This window comes from Arcicella rosea (assembly GCF_014204325.1).
Classification (GTDB): domain Bacteria; phylum Bacteroidota; class Bacteroidia; order Cytophagales; family Spirosomataceae; genus Arcicella; species Arcicella rosea_A.
Window position 1 is genome coordinate 35,491 of record NZ_JACHKT010000037.1, and the last position, 16,651, is coordinate 52,141.

Here is a 16,651-nt window from a genome sequence, read left to right on the forward strand (position 1 = left end):
GGTAAAAGTATAAAATAAAAGCTCTCTGAAAATCAAATTCAGAGAGCTTTTATTTTTGTTTTGAGAATGCTATTTCATGAAATAATCATTAATCTCTGTTCTCTATTTTATTCAAATCAGGTTTTTGTTTTTTTCCTAAAGAATTAATCCAATTGGCAATTTTTAATACATCCGCTTTAGGAACGTGTGTCATTGAAGCCATTTCTGTAGCATAATCTGGCCAGTTTTCTGGTTTCGGATGATAGACTAAATCCAAAATTTGTTCATTAGTATAATTTCTTTTTGCTACTTCTGTGAATGGAGGGCCTACAACTCTCGTCGCTTCTGCATGACAACTTGTACAAGCGTGTTTTTTCAATAAGGCTGCTACTTGCTTTGTATCAACTGGTGCATTACTTACAACTTTTTCTTTTTTCGCAGGTAAAGTAGCAGGTTTTACTGGAGTAACAGGAACTGCTTTGGTTGTAATTTTGGCTAATTCTCCAGCTGGAATATCATTCAAAGTATAATAACTGATGTCGTGCAATAAAGGCTGTCCTTCGTCATTTACTAAACCAGAAGCCAATATTTCATGAATATAACCTTTGCGTAGATTATCCATTACCAAACGTACTTTTAGACGGTCTTCAGATACGATTACGCCTCTAAGTGGTGTTTTTTCTTGATTGATAATTGGACTTCCGTATTGGTGGTGATATTTGTAAGTAAAGCTTTTTAGTTCATAACTAGCTAAATCTTGTGCTGATTTAAGATTTACTGGTTGTGTGAATTCTACTTCAAAACCATCTGGCATGGCGTGAACATTCTTCATTTCGAAAGGAGTTCTTCCGTTCCAAACCAAACGCTGAATACCAAACAATGCTTTTCCTGTTGAACCCCAACCTCTTGAAGTCATCCCAACAAAAATAGAACCGTCATTTCCCCATCTAGCACGAACCGTTCCCGATTGGAAACCTTCACGGAAAGGATAACAAGCACCTTGATATTTGCCATTTACTTTTTCTAAGCTCATTCTCATGGCTTTCGATTGCCCTTGGTCAAACACAATGTATTGCCCTTGGAATGGTCCAAACTTTCCATTTGTTTCATCTTCAATCATATCGGCTGTTGAAATTCCCATCAAAGCATGTGGAAACCAAACGGCTGGTAATTTCAAGGCTTTTACTTTTTTAGCAGCTTCATACATTGGCTCGCCTGTGTCTGGAATGTCAGCTTTTGTCAATTTCAAAGGTGAATCTGGTTCTTTTGTCCAGAATAATCCACCTGCATTTCCTGCAAAATCTCCTTTTTCTAAATGAGTAATTCTACCAGAACCTACCCAGTCTCCTTGGTTTTCACCATAAAGTACATCTCCATTTGAATTCACCGTAAAACCAGCTGGCGAACGCAAACCTGTAGCTATTGGTTCAAGTGTTCCGTCTTTCTTTACTTTTACTAACCAACCACGCCATTTTGCTAATTTCCCTTCACCATAACCAACCCAAGCTACGTTAAAAGTAAGATACATATCGCCGTTTTTATCGAAAACTGGTCCATAAGAGTACTCATGGTAGTTTCCAGATAAATCCCAATTGGCTACTGATTCATAAATATCAGCTTTGCCATCGGCATTGGTATCTGTCAATTTTGTTAATTCTCCTCGTTGTGTACAGTACAAAGAACCTTCATGATATGCTAAACCCAAAGATTCGTGCAAACCGCTGGCAAAAAGCGTATAGCTTGGTTTTGTACCGTTTAGTTGATAAGGATTTTCAATAATCCATACTTCGCCTCTTCTGGTACAAACGGCTACATGTCCGTCGGGCATTGGGGCAATTCCACCTGCTTCTAATTTTATTTCGTCAGGAATGGCGATTGTTTTAATTTCGTAAAAATCCTCTTCTGTGTAAGGTTTTGGTTTTGCTTGGGCAAAAAGTTCTTGAGTTGCTACGCTCAATAAACCCATCGAAAGCAATATTTTTAATGATATTTTCATTTCTTGAGATATTATACTTAAAAAATCAATTGATAAGACAATTCTTTTAATCCAGCCAGAGGCATTAGTAATTGTTTTTTACCATTGCTTTCACGAACGATTACTTTATTGGTTTCCGAGGCATTTACTTGTACATAATACTGTTGATTATCTACTGCAAAACGATTATTTCCAATATTAGTAATTGTAATGCCTTCTGCTAAAAGAGCGTATAATTTTGAATCAGAACCTGCATCAAAACTTAAACGACGGCTAATTCCTTCATTGTTTGCCATTGGCAATGAAGTATCTTTTACTTTGATTCCTTTGTATTCATACATGAAATCTGGAAAAGCAATTTGCTGACCAGCAAAATCATACTTTTGGAGACGATAGCCCTTATATTTTAAATCGCTTTTTGTTAAAGTATCAGGAAATGCGGCTGATTCGTTTGCTAAAAATGCTAAAGGAAATTTATCGTTTGAGTTTACCGTTGTGCCCATTGGAGAGGAGGTTTGAGGTTCGCCACGGTCGTGCCACATTTGAGTTGCATCTAAGAATTTCCCTCTCCATAATTGTAAATATCCACCTTGATTTAAGTCATAAGAGTAATTCAAACCATATGGTAAACCAACGCTGATGGCATGTGTTTTTTTCTTATCACCATAAAAAACGAAAGAACGTTGTAAAACTGGTTCTTGCCCAACTTTTACTTCGATAAGTGGTGTTGCTTCTGGCTCTGGTAAAGATGTTCTTTCAGTAATTCCTTGTTTTGCAGTACCGATTCTTTCAATAAAACAACCTAAAGCTTTTGGTCCCCAGCCAAAATCTTTGGCATGAATCAAGGTATAAGTATGTTCGCCAGCCGAAAGTTTTTTCGTCCCTTGTACGTTTTCGCTATACCAATGGTCGCCTTTTGTGATGGTGTCATTATCGATTAATAATGCTCCAGTTCCAGTCCAATTTGTCGTAAAAGTATAATTGTCTGTTTCAGGAATAATGATTTTTCCTTGAAATTTCAACAAGAAATCAGCTTTTGCTTCAGCCAGTTTCATCGTTGGTTGTGCTGCTGTACCTGTTTTTACAGGTTTAGCATTTCCAGTTTGAAGACTCGCATATTTCCCTTGATAATACTCGTAGGTAGTTGGGCTAAAAGTTGCAATGGCTTTATCAAAAACTTCATATTTAATGTTTTTGAATGCTACTGGGCCGTGGTCGCCTTGAATTCTGATTGGACCCGTTGCCGCTTCTTTTGGCGAAACGGCACCACGAGTAACACCAAGTAATTCAATGTTTTCGTGGATAATAATGCCATTCAATGTTACTTTGTTGAAACGGGCATTTGTTAGTTTTTTACCAGAAGCATCAAAAGTTGGCGCTTTGAAATCAATTTCAAGATGATTCCATAAGCCAGGTGCTTTTACGGCATTTTGGCGAGGGGCATGTCCTTCATAACCTTCGTTGCCAGCTCCACGAGCTTCGTCCCAACGATGATAAATAGCACCACAATCGCCATCATTGATTTCTTTTTTCAACCAAGAATCCAAAATTTGTACTTCGTAGCGTCCTTGTAAATATACGCCAGAATTTGAACCTTTCGGAATCATAAAATCAAGCGAAAGCTTGATATCGCCATGTTCAAGTTTGAAAAACAAATCATCATTTGCTTGGTATTTTGCACCTTTGGCAGTACCATATAAAATGCCTTTGCCTTCAGTACTTGTTAGCGTGGTAGCTTGATAATCTCCTGAGATACCGCCAACAATCGTCCAATTTGTACTTGGATTTTTGAAAGCTCCTAAATCATTGAGTGGGATTTCTGTTTGGGCAAATGCCGAAATTGGAAATAATAGAAATAATAGTTTTTTCATTGATTTGAGAATATTTCAGGAAATTTATAAAAAAAATATGCTTTGACTATCACGTTTTGGCATTAATTTTCATAAAAGCTGTATAACACATTAGAACAGTTGTTTTTTTAACGTTTAATACAATTTTTTATAAATAAGTCTTCTGCTTTTTTAAGACCTTTCGTTGCCAAGTAATTCCAATCAGAGCAAGCATTTTTTGGGACATTTAACTTAAAATAGGCATCTGCTCTTTTGTACAATGCGTCGTAGGCGTCGTCTTTCATCAGGATACATTTTGTATATAATTTAATGGCTTTGATATAATTCATCTTTTCGATTTGTCTATCACCACGGGCAATCAAACTAGCATAGACAGCTGGGTCGAAGTAGTTGTCATCATTAATTTCATTTTGCTCATCACTGTAATTGAATTCATAATTAAAAAGCACATCAACAGCTTTCCCGTCAATATCGGCAGGAAGCCAAAATTTGCGAGTTTGTAAAATGGCTAGTTGTAGCTGAGCATTATAGCTAGAGTCAGAACTTTCTTTGATAGAAATATCTTTTAAAATACCTTTTTTACTTATCACAAAAGAAACTTTAAAAAAGCCTTTTTTCTTTTCGGGAAAGTCGAAAGTAGATTCGATTAAATCATAAGATTGTTCATAAACATCTTCAAAAGTATTAAATACAAACGCTCTGGAAGCCACTGTATTCGCCTTGAATTTTGGGAAAATATATTTACTGAAAGCATAGACAGAATCACCATTTGCTTGAATTTTGAGATTTGATTTAATAAACCTTCGAGTAAAATAATCGCTAGAATTTTCTTTTGTAGCCAAATAATGGTAACGTCTTAGCTGATAATCTGGTACATTTTCCAGAATTTGAGTAAACACAAATTCATAATTAGTTAGTTTTTCGATACGATACATTACAGTACTTCCAACCAATAAAGTATCTCCAAAAATTTCAAAAGGAGTACTTGCAGCATCTTTTCCCTGAATTACTACTGCAATATTATTTTTTTTGAAAATGAGCATTGTGGCAGTGATTTCATCAATAGATGGGTCGTCTATTCTACTACCATCTTTCATATCGATATAATCTTTCATCCAATTTCCAATGATTTTTTGGGCATAATCATTTTTATCTTGGCTAATTCCAGAAAAGCTAAACAATAAAGACAATATTAGTAGATAAAGTACTTTCATAAATACGTGCTAGTTTAAATCGAATGTTATTAGAAAAGTTCTAATTTTTCGTAATTTAATAAATAAAGACATTATTTAGAACGAATTCTTAAACCCATTTGAAAGCCTAACCAAAATGTAGAGTGTTCTGTTGCAAACAGTGGAGTATAAGTTGGCATCCTACTGAAAGGTTTGCTTTGCCAAGTAGCAACATTATACCTATCAATGAAAAGTGCTTTTAGTGATGGACCAAAAGTAATAGCAGCATTTTTGGCAATTTGTTTTTCAAAACTTACATCAAATTTTAATAAAGTACCAACATTGGGGTTGAAGGCATCATATTCAACCATTACGTTGGCTACTAAATCGGTATTGAGCATCCAACCATGATTCATTTCGTAGGCTCTGCCTATTCCGTAACCAGCACTGAAAAGCTCACGAGTTCTAAGGAAATTATAACCAATCGTAAGAATATTATAGAATTTTCTTACACCAGTTTTAAAAGTAACACTTCCTGTTTCATTTTCATCAACGGTTAATTCAAGGCGTTTATAACCATCGCTTGAACTTACAAAACTTAACAAACCAAATGGCGTTGATTCTGTGGTTTCACTGATGTTCAGCAAACCGATTTGTTTACCTTTTTTGCCAACATTTTGGGCAAAATTAACAAGACCAACTTGCCAGCCATTGGCAGTATTTGCCACAAGGTTGATACCGCTACTTAGTTGAAGTCCTCTTCCAAGATTTCCCGTAATGTTTAATAAAGTACTCATTTGTAAACCTCGTACTTCTCCACCTACCACGTTGCCCAGACCTGCTATTTGTACGCCTTCCACATCATGATGAACACCATTTAGTAAACCACCAACTTCTAGTTTTCGTACTCCGCCAGAATAACCCATTAGAATATTGATAGAAAAATCGTTGATGATACTTCCTGAAAGTAATCTATTTGTACCTAAAAAAGGTAAAAGCGATACTTGAAGTTTTTGATTAAGCGTATCGTTGATATTAAATGCGTTGATTCGTTGGCTTCGTCTTACAAAAAACTTACCTACTTCATCTTTGAATTTTTCCCAATCGGTTCTGTATGCCAGCGAATCTGCCGAAACGAAAACAGGATGAAAACTCTCGTCGCCAGCGGCATCTACAAAAGGTGGTCGATTATCTTTAAAAACTGGAATCGGTTCAATATACTGATGCCTTCTTTTGAAAGCTTCCATTTGTTCAATCGAATTGTCTTCAAAGGGCGTTTCATAAACGATAGCTTTCTTTTCTGAGATAAGTTCAATATTGAGATAATCGTTCTGAGCATTTTTAATCCAAACTACTTGGCGTTCATAGCCTGGTTTTGAAATACTTAAACGGATAGGGAATTTTTTGGTCAAAAGCTTAATTTTATAAAATCCATATTGGTTAGAAACCGCAGAAGCTAAACTGGTTTTTTCATAAATACTGGCATCGGGTAATTTTATGCCTTCATCGGGGGCAACGATATAGCCACTCAATATGAAATGTAAGTTTTGATTTTCAGTAGTGTTTTTCAGAAGAATTACGTATTGTCCACGTACTTTGTAGCTGATTGATGTACCAAAAATTTGCTTTAGGACATCACGAACAGGACGGTTCGTAACAGCCAAATCGATTCGTTTGTCACCATCAATTAAATTAGAATTATAGGAAAAATAAAAATCACCTTCGTCGGCAATTACATCCAACACTTCGGTAATTCTATCATTATTGAACCTAACACTAATATTTCGCTCTAAAATAGGGATTTGTCCTAAAGAAGAGTGAGTAATTAACAGTAAAAAACAAATGATAAAAGCAATGTATTTCAAATAATAAGCTATCATAGTAGAACGACGTTCAGGTCGTTGTTCAATCTCATTCTACTGACAGCCTTCGCCATTAAGCAGGATTGAATCTCCTTGTTTGGTAATTTTCAGATTGAAGGTTTCAGAAATTATGGTGAGAATATTATCCAAGCTTTCTTGCTTGAAGGTGGCAGTCAGTTTACAATTTTTGAATTTATCTTGTTCTAAAACTATATTTTTCCCAAAATTGTCAGCAAGTAATTGTGATACTTCTGCTAAACTAGCATCCTGAAAAGTAAACGTTTTTGTTTTATAGGAAAGTATGTTTTCGTCGATATTCGTTGATTTTACAATCGTTTCTTGTCCTTTGGTGATTTCTGCTTTTTCACCTTTTACCAAAATTACTTGTTGAGTATTTTTAGAAAATTGTACTTTTCCTGTACTCACAGCCACTTGAACTTGGGCATTATAAGCTTTTACATTGAAAGAAGTACCCAAAACTTTAATATCTGAGCCATTGGCATGAATGATAAAAGGATGTGTTTTGTCGTGATGTACTTCAAAAAATGCTTCGCCTGTAAGATTTACTTCTCTGAAATCGCCCTCAAATTTTTCTGGAAAACTGATGGATGAATTTTTATTTAAAAATACTTTTGTACCATCAGCCAAGATTTTTTCTGTAGGAGTATTGCCAGTCTGGAAACTCAAAAGTTCAACTTGAGATTGAAGATTTTTATTCAGGAAAAATGCTCCGCCAACAATAATTGAGAGTACAGCAGCAATTTTAAGGAAATTCTTGAAGATAAGATTATTGCTAATTGATTTCTTCGCTTCAAAAGTACTATCACCGCCACCTTTAGTTTTTGGCAAAGCTTTGATAATATTCACGGAATCAACTTGATGAATGTTTTGGGCTTTTGAACCAATACCAAGTTTTTTCCAAGCGACATCAACATTTACTTGTTGTTCTGTACGAAGTAAGCTTGATTTTTCCCAAATGAGATTCGTTTGTTCGAAGGTTTTCTGATTTTCATTCGACAAGCCAATCCACTCGCTTACTGCTTCGGCTTCCTGATGGTCGGCTTCTTCGGCAAGGTATTTTGCTAGTAAATCGTCTATGTTTTCTTCGTTAATCATCTTCAACCCAAGGGTTTTATCGGGATATTAGTATTTAGTTTGGTAAATCAAAAACAGGTTTTTAGTTGAAAATCGCCCAGAAAAGTAATAAAGGCAAATAATCGGCTAATTCTGTTCGCATAATTTTTAAGGCTTTTCCAATCTGATTTTCTACTGTTTTGATAGAAAGTCCTAGTTGGTTGGCAATTTCTTGATACTTCAGTTCTTCAAATCGACTCATTTTAAAAATAAGTCGGCATTGTTCTGGCAGTTTTTCTAATGCTTCGGCAATGCGTATTTCTAGCTCATTTTTATCAAGTAAATCGGTGGCAGAATCAAAAGTATTTTCTATAAAATCACCAACATGTTGGCGATATACTTCTTGTACTTTTAGGTGTTTTATACGATTTAAACAGGTATTATGGACGGCACGATAGAGATAAGATTTTAAAGAAACGGTAATTTCTATTTCTTGGCGTTGTTCCCAAAACTTCAAGAAAACGCCTTGCACTATTTCTTCGGCATCATCCATGTCTTTCAGGATGTTGCAAGAATAGTTGCACAAAGCCTGATAATGCTTCCGAAATACTGTTTCGAAAACACGCTCATTCCCTTGTCGGATGGCCAATAAAATATCAGAATCAGAGACTTGCAAAATTGATAGAGGTTATTTTTCCGTAGAGTTACTCCCACAAAATTACAAACTTCCTTGGTATTTTTCAGTGATGACAACTAAATTTGGTTAAACCCCTATTGATTAAATGATGATTGGTCGAATTATACTTTAAAATGCCATAAATATTCAATGCCTTATTATTGAAACTCTATTTTTCATTAGCGTTCTTTGTGGAAATTTATCTTTTATCTCGTAAAAACATGAATAGATTTTTCTTACAGGCTGGTGCTTTACTCGCTGGACTTTCTGTAGCGTTGGGTGCTTTTGGTGCTCATGCTTTCAAAGTTGCTTTAGAAGCTACCAACCGAACAGATACTTTTGAAACAGCGGCTCGTTACCAAATGTACGGAGCTTTGTCTTTGATTTTTGTAGGCATTTTATCAGAGAAAATTCCACATAAATTTTTGAATTGGTCGGGTTATTTACTGTTGGTAGGAACGCTTATTTTTGCGGGTTCATTATATTTAATTTGTGCGACTGGCGTAACGATGTGGGGTGCGGTTGCTCCAATTGGCGGAACTGCTTTGATAGCAGCTTGGATTTTCTTCTTTTTAGGAGTAACTAAGAAGTAAAGAAAATATACAACAGAAAGGCTCTATACTTTCCCTTGTAGAAGTATAGAGCCTTTGTGTTGTATCTCATTTGTGATTAATTATTGCATTCTTACTTGTTCTAAACTTGCCCAAACGATTTCCCCCATCGTTTTACATTTCAGGAATTCATCAGAATGATAATATTTTGCAAGTTCTACTTTGAGTTGTTCTGTATTTTCGGTTGTTGAAATATCATCTTTTGCCATAATTGCCATCAATTCATAAACTCTTTGGCTTTCCACTTTCAATCGCTTTGAAATCAGGGAGCGTTCTTCAATTTGATATTGCTTTACAGATTCTGGCGTCATGTGTCGCATACCCATTTCAATCAAAGGATTATTTTGTTTGAAGTATTGTGGCATATAAACAGTTCGTTTACCTTCGTAGCTTTGTTGGTCGAAATCTATCGCTCTGATTCTAAAATATACTTCTTCAAAATCGGGAGTGATTTCCACAACGAAATTAGAAGAGTGCATATCTCCTAAAAGTAAAACCAAACATCTTTCATTGAACTTTACAAATTCTTTTGCCAAACGAATTTCATTAATATCTGGATTTTTCAGGTAGTTTTTGAAAAACTGGTCGCCCGGAATGCCAGCGATATGTTCTTCAACCAATGAGTTTCCGTAAGTAAGATAACTGATTCTATTGGGTGAAAGTAAATGTTCTAATTCCATTCCATATACTCTGGAACAATCGGCTCTTTTGACATAAAAATAATCGAAATTATCATTTACTCGGTTCACAATCCGAATCCGAAAGGGCTGAGTATTGCCATAAGTACATAAATCAATTCTATCAACTGTTAAGTGTTTGATTACTTTTTCGTCACCTTCTGTTTTTAAATCAGCATAGATTTTTTTGAGTCCTTCATAAACATGTTCAATTTCGGAATGTGGAAAAAAAACGGTAATCCATAGCGTGTCATTCCCTTGTTTATCATACAGACTAATAGAGCTTTCAAAGCGAAGTAAATCGTTGTACTGAATAGGCATTTTAATCTCCCGACCATATTTTGTTAAATATTTTCTGAGCTGAAGATTAATTTTGAAAGGAACTTTCTTTTTGGATATTAATGCCATAGTTAAAGAAGAGTGAAAAGTTTACCATCTTGAAAGCACTTGAGTTCGATGGGCATCAATTTTCAAGAAAATAAATAATAAAATTGAAAATGACCAAAGTGATGAACCGCCATAACTAAAGAAGGGTAGGGGAATACCGATAACTGGCATTAAACCAATCGTCATGCCGATGTTTACCATAAAGTGAAAAAACAAAATGGAGACGACGCCATAGCCATAGACTCGGGCAAATCTGGATTTCTGTTGATCTGCCAAATAAGCTACTCTTAGCAGAAGTCCCAGAAATAAACCCACAACCAATAAACTTCCAAGAAAACCTTCTTCTTCGCCAACTGTACAGAAAATAAAATCGGTACTTTGTTCGGGTACGAAATCAAATTTTGTTTGTGTGCCTTGCAAATATCCTTTACCCAAAAGTCCACCAGAACCAATCGCAATTTTTGCTTGACGGACGTTATAACCTGTTTTTTTTCGGTCAAAATCTGGGTCAATCAATACTTTGATACGGTTTCTTTGATGCTGTTGGAGTACATTATTAATTGCCCAATCGACCCCTGTAACGAATAAACCCATCACAAAAGCGATACCTAAAATGGTGATGATATTCTTCGTTTTTCGCTCATAACGAGGCATAATTAAGATAATAATTCCTGCTAAAACAGCTAAACCGATATAGATTTGCCATTCTTCATAAATCAGAGAAAGTACAAATAAAATAATAGTAGCCAAGAAAACAGCAGGATAAACCCCAGGAAGTCCTTCACGATACAAGAGTATCATAAAAGAAGCAAAAACTAAGGCTACGCCTGTTTCATGAGATGCCAAAATAAGAATTGGTGGAACTAAAATAATTAACGACACCGTAAATTGGTCTTTGAAACGAGCTAAGTTTACCATGGGTGTACTTATATATTTTGCCAAAGCCAAAGCGGTAGCCATTTTGGCAAATTCGGCAGGTTGTAATTGAAAACCTCCAATCCTAAACCACGAATGAGAGCCTTTTACTTCTGTACCAACCAGCAAAACAGCCACTAGCATGAACATGAAAAACCCATAAATGATGAAGGCAAAAGTATCATAAAAGCGGTAGTCAATCACTAAAATGGCGATGATGAGTAGCACTGTTGTGCCAATCCAAATCAGTTGCTTGCCTGCATTAGTTTCAAAAAAGCCAGGGTCGCCAATCCAAAGAGGATTTTCAGGATTATAAATGGCGGCATAGATATTAAACCAGCCCACAATTACGCAAACGATAAAAAGTAAGACTGTAATCCAGTCTAGGTTTTTAGATATTTTTTCTTGCCTTGCCAAGTTGAGTTCGATGAATTAGGTTATTCAATTATGTTGAACAACGAGAAATTAGAATTAAAAAAAATAGAAACGCTTTTCAACTACGCTATTTCTTTTTTATTGATGGTTTTGAATTAGTTGCTTTTTTGGGGTTCATCGGTATTTTTACTTCGTTCTTTTTTTGTGAACTGCCAATTGGTAAAGCGATAGTGGAAGGGGTGGTTAAAAATAGCTCTTCATCTACTTTCTGTGCAGTATCTGGCTTCATCGGTATTTTTGGTTTTGAAGCCAATTCGTTTCTAACAGTCAGTAAATTTGGATAGCTTTTATTCATCCATTTGGTTTCGATGGCTTTTCTGTCAACATGCCCTTTAATATATTTTTCAATACATAAAGAAGCAATTGGTGCAGCGTGCGCACCTCCAGAACCTGCATTTTCTACAAAAACTGCAATCGCAATTTTAGGATTGTCTTTAGGAGCAAAAGCGATAAAAATGGAATGGTTTTCTCCATGTCGGTTTTGCGAAGTACCTGTTTTTCCACACATTTGAATATCACTCATTCGTCCATCGCCAGAAACCGTTCCGTTGTTTACGGCTAAAACCATTCCATCAATAACTGTATTAAAATGACGGCGGTCGATGCCAACAGATATTTTCTCTTTATACTTCGGATCAATCGCTCCGAATGTATCAATTCCTTTTACTAAATGTGGACGAATGTACCAGCCTCTGTTTGCAATGATTGCCGCAACGTTTGCCATTTTTAAAGGATTTACGATGATTTCTCCTTCGCCAATACTGTTACTGGCAATGTTAGAGAATTTCCATGAAAGTGCGCCTTTGTACATTACTTCGTTGTAATACTTTACATCTGGTAATTTACCTTTTTTCTCGTTTGGCAAATCAATATCCAATAATTGCCCAATACCAAACTTTGCTACCATTTCATCCCATTTCTGTAAACCCAAAGCAGATTTTTTGAAGACGTTTTTTTCAGAATTATTATAAATCATTCGCTTATAAGTCTGATAGAAATAAGGGTTACAAGAGTATTGAATGGCTTTTTGTACGTCACTGGCTACTGGGTGATTATGGCTACAACGAATCGGAGAGCCTGCATGACCAAAACCTGTATTTGGTGTAATTACACCCATTTGCAAAGCCACTAATGCTTGAATGATTTTGAACGTAGAACCAGGGCGATAATATGCACTCGGCGGACGGTTCAATAAAGGATGAAGAGGATTTAAGTTTAAGGTTTGAAAATACTTAGAAAAAGTACGTCCAGATAATTGGCTTGGGTCATAAGTGGGTGCGGAAACCATTGCCAATACTTCGCCAGTACTTGGTTCAATCGCTACAACACTTCCTACTTTATGTTGCATTAAACTATCGGCATAAGCCTGCAAATTAATATCAACCGAACTCAAGAGATTTTTACCAGCTATAGGATTTTTATCAAAAGCACCACCTTTAAAAGCCCCTTTTTCAACACCACGGCTGTTCACCATCATGTACTTGATTCCTCTTTCGCCACGTAAGTCTTCTTCATAAAATCGTTCAAGACCCGTTACTCCAATATAATCGCCTTGTCGGTAATATTCATCGCCTTCGTCTTCTAGTTTTTCTAAACGTTCAGGACTGATTTCGCCAACATAACCCAAAGCATTTGCCATCGCTTTTGAATCATAAGTACGTACTGCACTTAATTGAAATTCAAAACCGGGATAATCAACCATTACATCTTGTACTTTGGCAAAGTCTTCACGAGAAAGCTGTCTCAGAAATAGCGAAGGACGAACGGGTGAATATATTCTTGCTAAATGAGTAAGACTATCAAAAGATTGGCGGGTAATCCCAAAAATTTGACAAAAACGAAGCGTGTCGGCAACTTTCGCTTTTTTAGGAGTAATGTATAAATCATAAACTACCGTGTTGCTTACGATTAGTTTTTTGTTTCTATCATAAACCAAACCTCTGAAAGGCACTTGCATAATCTTTCTGATGGCATTGTTTTCAGCATCTAGCTTGTAAGTTTCATCAACAACTTGTAGGAAAAATAACCTACAGATGTAGATAAATGCAATCAAGATAAAGAAACCTTGGATAAATCGTTTTCTTAGTTCGTCCACGAGTAATAAAATTTTTTATAAATAAGCCAAGAGGCTGATGAATGTCTGTATTTTAAAGTAATGAGCTTTGTTTTGCTAAAATAGCTATTCAAAAATTAATTATTTTCAACAGCTTGTTTTATCGATTTTTTAATCTTTGAAGTAAATTTTCAAGAAAATTATATCAATTCTTCTTGAAAAAACTCTTATTACAAAATTTGTTATTTTTCAGGAAAATATCAACGAAAACGGCAAATGAGTTGTAATATTCTGATAAATTATTCTTTGGGTAATCCTTTGATAAAAAGGTACATTCCTGCAAAAATAAAAAATAGTGAACAGCCTATCGTAAACCAAGGAGTTTTCATCATCATTTTTTCATCAAGCCATCTTCCCAAGAATACTCCTCCAGTTATAGTCACCAACATTTGCGTGCCAGCACCCATATAACGCATATATCTATTGTTATTATTTTGCGAGTCGTCTTTCATGATTTTGAATAACATTTAAAATCGAATAAATAGAGAAAAGCTTTAGATTCAACCCAAAACTGAATTTATGAGGCTTTTTGATTGAATAAATTAAAAAATTAGCGTTAACATAAAAACTGATACTAATTTTACGTAAAGTTGCGTTTCTTTCACGGTTTCAGCATTAAAAATCTCTATGAATAAATATTTTATTTTATGTGTCGCTTGTCTTACAGGAGTTTTTGTATTGAGTTGTTCTCAGTATAGTAATTCTCCGTTGAGCGTGGGATTTCATAATGTCAATGCCAAGTACAATGCGCTGTTTCAAGCAAAGATTAAATTTAAAGAAGCCGAAACTTTAATTTTTGATGCTCGTCAAGATAATTTCTCACAGCTTCTTCCAATACTTTTACCGATTGATTCTCTCTCTGCTCAGGCTGTCAATGAGCAACTTTCTGCGGTTATCAAAAAGGCATCTTTGGTTGCCGAACGCCATCAAAATTCTAAATGGCTCGACGATGCTTATGTGATTATCGGTCAGGCTCGTTTGTTGAAAGAAGATTATAAAAATGCTATCGAAACTTTTAAGTTTGTCAATACCAATGCCACGAGCGATGATGCACGAGACGCTGCTTTAATTGGTTTGATGCGTGCTTATACCGAACAAGGCGAATATCAAACGGCATTAAGAGTAGCTGAAATTCTTCGTGAAGAACCTTTAAACAAAGAAAATACCGCAGATTTTTATTTGACAAAAGCATATTTGCATCAACTGAAAGAAGAGTACAAAACATCTGTTGCTATTTTGGAAGAAGCTTTGCCATTACTCCCCAAAAATGAAGAAAAAGCAAGATTGTACTTTGTGGCAGGTCAATTGTACGAATTGATTAATAATCCAACATTAGCAGCTCAAAAATATTCATCAGTTAGTAAAAATAGACCTTCATATAATTTAGGTTTTTATGCGAAGCTCAATAAATCGTTGGATTTAGGACAAACCAATAGTTTTCAAAAATTATTGAAAGACCCGAAAAATAATGATTTACAAGATAAGATTTATGAAGCGATGGCGACTGCCGAAATCAGAAAAGGAAATACAAAAGCTGGTTTGACTTTATTACAATCTTCTGCCAGAACGAATCAAAATCCTCAGCAATTAGCATTTACTTATCTCAGATTGGCGGATTCTTATTACAACCAAATGGGCGATTATGAAATGGCATCAGCTTATTATGATAGCACTGCCACTTTGTTGCCACAACAAGATGCCCAATACAAACGAGTAATTGATAGACAGCGTTCTTTGGCTGATTTTGTAACACAAGTAAGAATTATCAGAACGGAAGATTCGCTACAAAGCTTGTCGAAAATGAGTGCAGAACAATTGGATAAGATTTTAGAAAAAGTTTATATAAATCAACAATTAAAAGAAGATAGTCAAAAACGTGCAGCCGAAATTGCCAATAAAGGAAAGCAATTACAGAATAAAAATACGGCAAGTACTTTCAACGACCCAAACAAACCGATGTGGTATTTTAATAATCCCATCGCTATTTCACAAGGAAAAACAGCCTTCACTGCTCGTTGGGGAAATAGGGTTTTAGAAGACAATTGGCGAAGAAGTAGCAAAGAAAACACGCTTTCTTTTGATAATAATGCACTTTCAAATCAGAATTTGACGAATAATGTAGGAAATAATCTCGGAGATTTAAATGCCAAAAATATAGGAGCTGATGGTATGAAAACTGGAATTGCAGCTTTAAGAGCCAAAATCCCATTTTCTCCAGAAGCTATTTTAGCCTCAAAGAAAAGACAAGAAGAAGCAACTTTCGCTTTGGGGAAAGTATATAAACTCAACTTGAACGAGCCTAAAAATGCTATTATTACTTTCGAGAAGTTCTTGAAAGAATTTCCAAGTTCTAGTCACGAAACAGAAGTATTGTATTTGCTCTGTTTATTAACGGAAGACGATGCAGGCGTTTATGCTTCTTACAAAAATCAATTATTGACAAAATATGCAGATTCGTATTTTGCAAGATTGTTGATAAGAAGCCAAAATGAAAGTTTGAGTACAGGAAAAGAATCAGAAGTACAGAAATTGTATGCCGAAGCTTATAATTATTTCGGTCAGAATAATTTTGCAAATGCTTTAACGATTGTTGAAACTGGTTTGAAAGATTATCCGAACAGCCAAATTGAAGATAAATTAGTGTTTTTGAAAGCGATATTATTAGCCAAAACACAAGATACAAAAGCATATAAAACGGCATTAGAAAACTTCATTTCAGACTATCCGAAAAGTCAATTAATCACTTTAGCGAAAGAAAGATTAGCTACTTTAAGTGCAAAATAATTAATTGTGATTGAGTGAGATAATTGTGATTTAGTGAGTTGTGATTGGCTTCCCTTTATGAGTGTAATCTTTTAATAATCAATATATTACCAATAAAATAACCCCGAAAAAGTGTCAATACTGGCAAATTTCGGGGTTTTT

12 protein-coding genes are annotated in these 16,651 nt (G+C 35.3%); 2 read left to right on the forward strand and 10 right to left on the reverse strand.

What is annotated here, in order from left to right:
• Positions 1-88 precede the first annotated feature (88 nt).
• The 6 genes from HNP25_RS18795 to HNP25_RS18820 all read right to left on the reverse strand — a co-directional run bounded on the left by HNP25_RS18795 (position 89) and on the right by HNP25_RS18820 (position 8,588).
• The gene (locus tag HNP25_RS18795; protein WP_184136772.1) at positions 89-1,975 is read right to left on the reverse strand and encodes an auracyanin family protein; all 1,887 of its coding nucleotides are present in this window, start codon (positions 1,973-1,975) and stop codon (positions 89-91) included.
• Between the two features lie 17 nt (positions 1,976-1,992).
• Complete coding sequence (locus HNP25_RS18800) at positions 1,993-3,825, reverse strand: 3-keto-disaccharide hydrolase (protein ID WP_184136774.1); 1,833 nt, start codon at positions 3,823-3,825, stop codon at positions 1,993-1,995.
• 107 nt (positions 3,826-3,932) lie between these two features.
• Complete coding sequence (locus HNP25_RS18805) at positions 3,933-5,018, reverse strand: energy transducer TonB (protein WP_184136776.1); 1,086 nt, start codon at positions 5,016-5,018, stop codon at positions 3,933-3,935.
• 71 nt (positions 5,019-5,089) lie between these two features.
• Positions 5,090-6,856, reverse strand: coding sequence for an STN and carboxypeptidase regulatory-like domain-containing protein (locus tag HNP25_RS18810; RefSeq protein ID WP_184136778.1), 1,767 nt, complete (start codon positions 6,854-6,856; stop codon positions 5,090-5,092).
• Between the two features lie 36 nt (positions 6,857-6,892).
• Positions 6,893-7,954: a FecR family protein gene (locus HNP25_RS18815; RefSeq protein ID WP_184136780.1), complete on the reverse strand. Its 1,062-nt coding sequence runs from the start codon at positions 7,952-7,954 to the stop codon at positions 6,893-6,895.
• Positions 7,955-8,015: 61 nt separating this feature from the next.
• On the reverse strand, positions 8,016-8,588 hold the full coding sequence (locus tag HNP25_RS18820) for an RNA polymerase sigma-70 factor (RefSeq protein WP_184136782.1): 573 nt from the start codon (positions 8,586-8,588) through the stop codon (positions 8,016-8,018).
• Between the two features lie 221 nt (positions 8,589-8,809).
• On the opposite strand from HNP25_RS18820, the gene HNP25_RS18825 reads away from it, so the two are divergent.
• A complete protein-coding gene (locus HNP25_RS18825; protein WP_184136784.1) occupies positions 8,810-9,181 on the forward strand; it encodes a DUF423 domain-containing protein in 372 nt (123 codons plus the stop codon).
• A gap of 80 nt (positions 9,182-9,261) precedes the next feature.
• Here the strand turns inward: HNP25_RS18825 and HNP25_RS18830 are convergent, their stop codons facing one another.
• From HNP25_RS18830 to HNP25_RS18845, 4 genes are all read right to left on the reverse strand, one after another.
• A complete protein-coding gene (locus tag HNP25_RS18830; protein WP_184136786.1) occupies positions 9,262-10,284 on the reverse strand; it encodes a hypothetical protein in 1,023 nt (340 codons plus the stop codon).
• 21 nt (positions 10,285-10,305) lie between these two features.
• The gene (gene rodA / locus HNP25_RS18835) at positions 10,306-11,595 is read right to left on the reverse strand and encodes a rod shape-determining protein RodA (protein WP_184136788.1); all 1,290 of its coding nucleotides are present in this window, start codon (positions 11,593-11,595) and stop codon (positions 10,306-10,308) included.
• An 85-nt stretch (positions 11,596-11,680) separates the two neighbouring features.
• On the reverse strand, positions 11,681-13,708 hold the full coding sequence (locus HNP25_RS18840) for a penicillin-binding transpeptidase domain-containing protein (RefSeq protein ID WP_184136790.1): 2,028 nt from the start codon (positions 13,706-13,708) through the stop codon (positions 11,681-11,683).
• A 257-nt stretch (positions 13,709-13,965) separates the two neighbouring features.
• On the reverse strand, positions 13,966-14,178 hold the full coding sequence (locus HNP25_RS18845; RefSeq protein WP_184136792.1) for an AtpZ/AtpI family protein: 213 nt from the start codon (positions 14,176-14,178) through the stop codon (positions 13,966-13,968).
• A 175-nt stretch (positions 14,179-14,353) separates the two neighbouring features.
• Here HNP25_RS18845 and porW point away from each other — a divergent pair, with 175 nt between their 5' ends.
• The gene (gene porW, locus HNP25_RS18850) at positions 14,354-16,510 is read left to right on the forward strand and encodes a type IX secretion system periplasmic lipoprotein PorW/SprE (RefSeq protein ID WP_184136794.1); all 2,157 of its coding nucleotides are present in this window, start codon (positions 14,354-14,356) and stop codon (positions 16,508-16,510) included.
• Positions 16,511-16,651 lie beyond the last annotated feature (141 nt).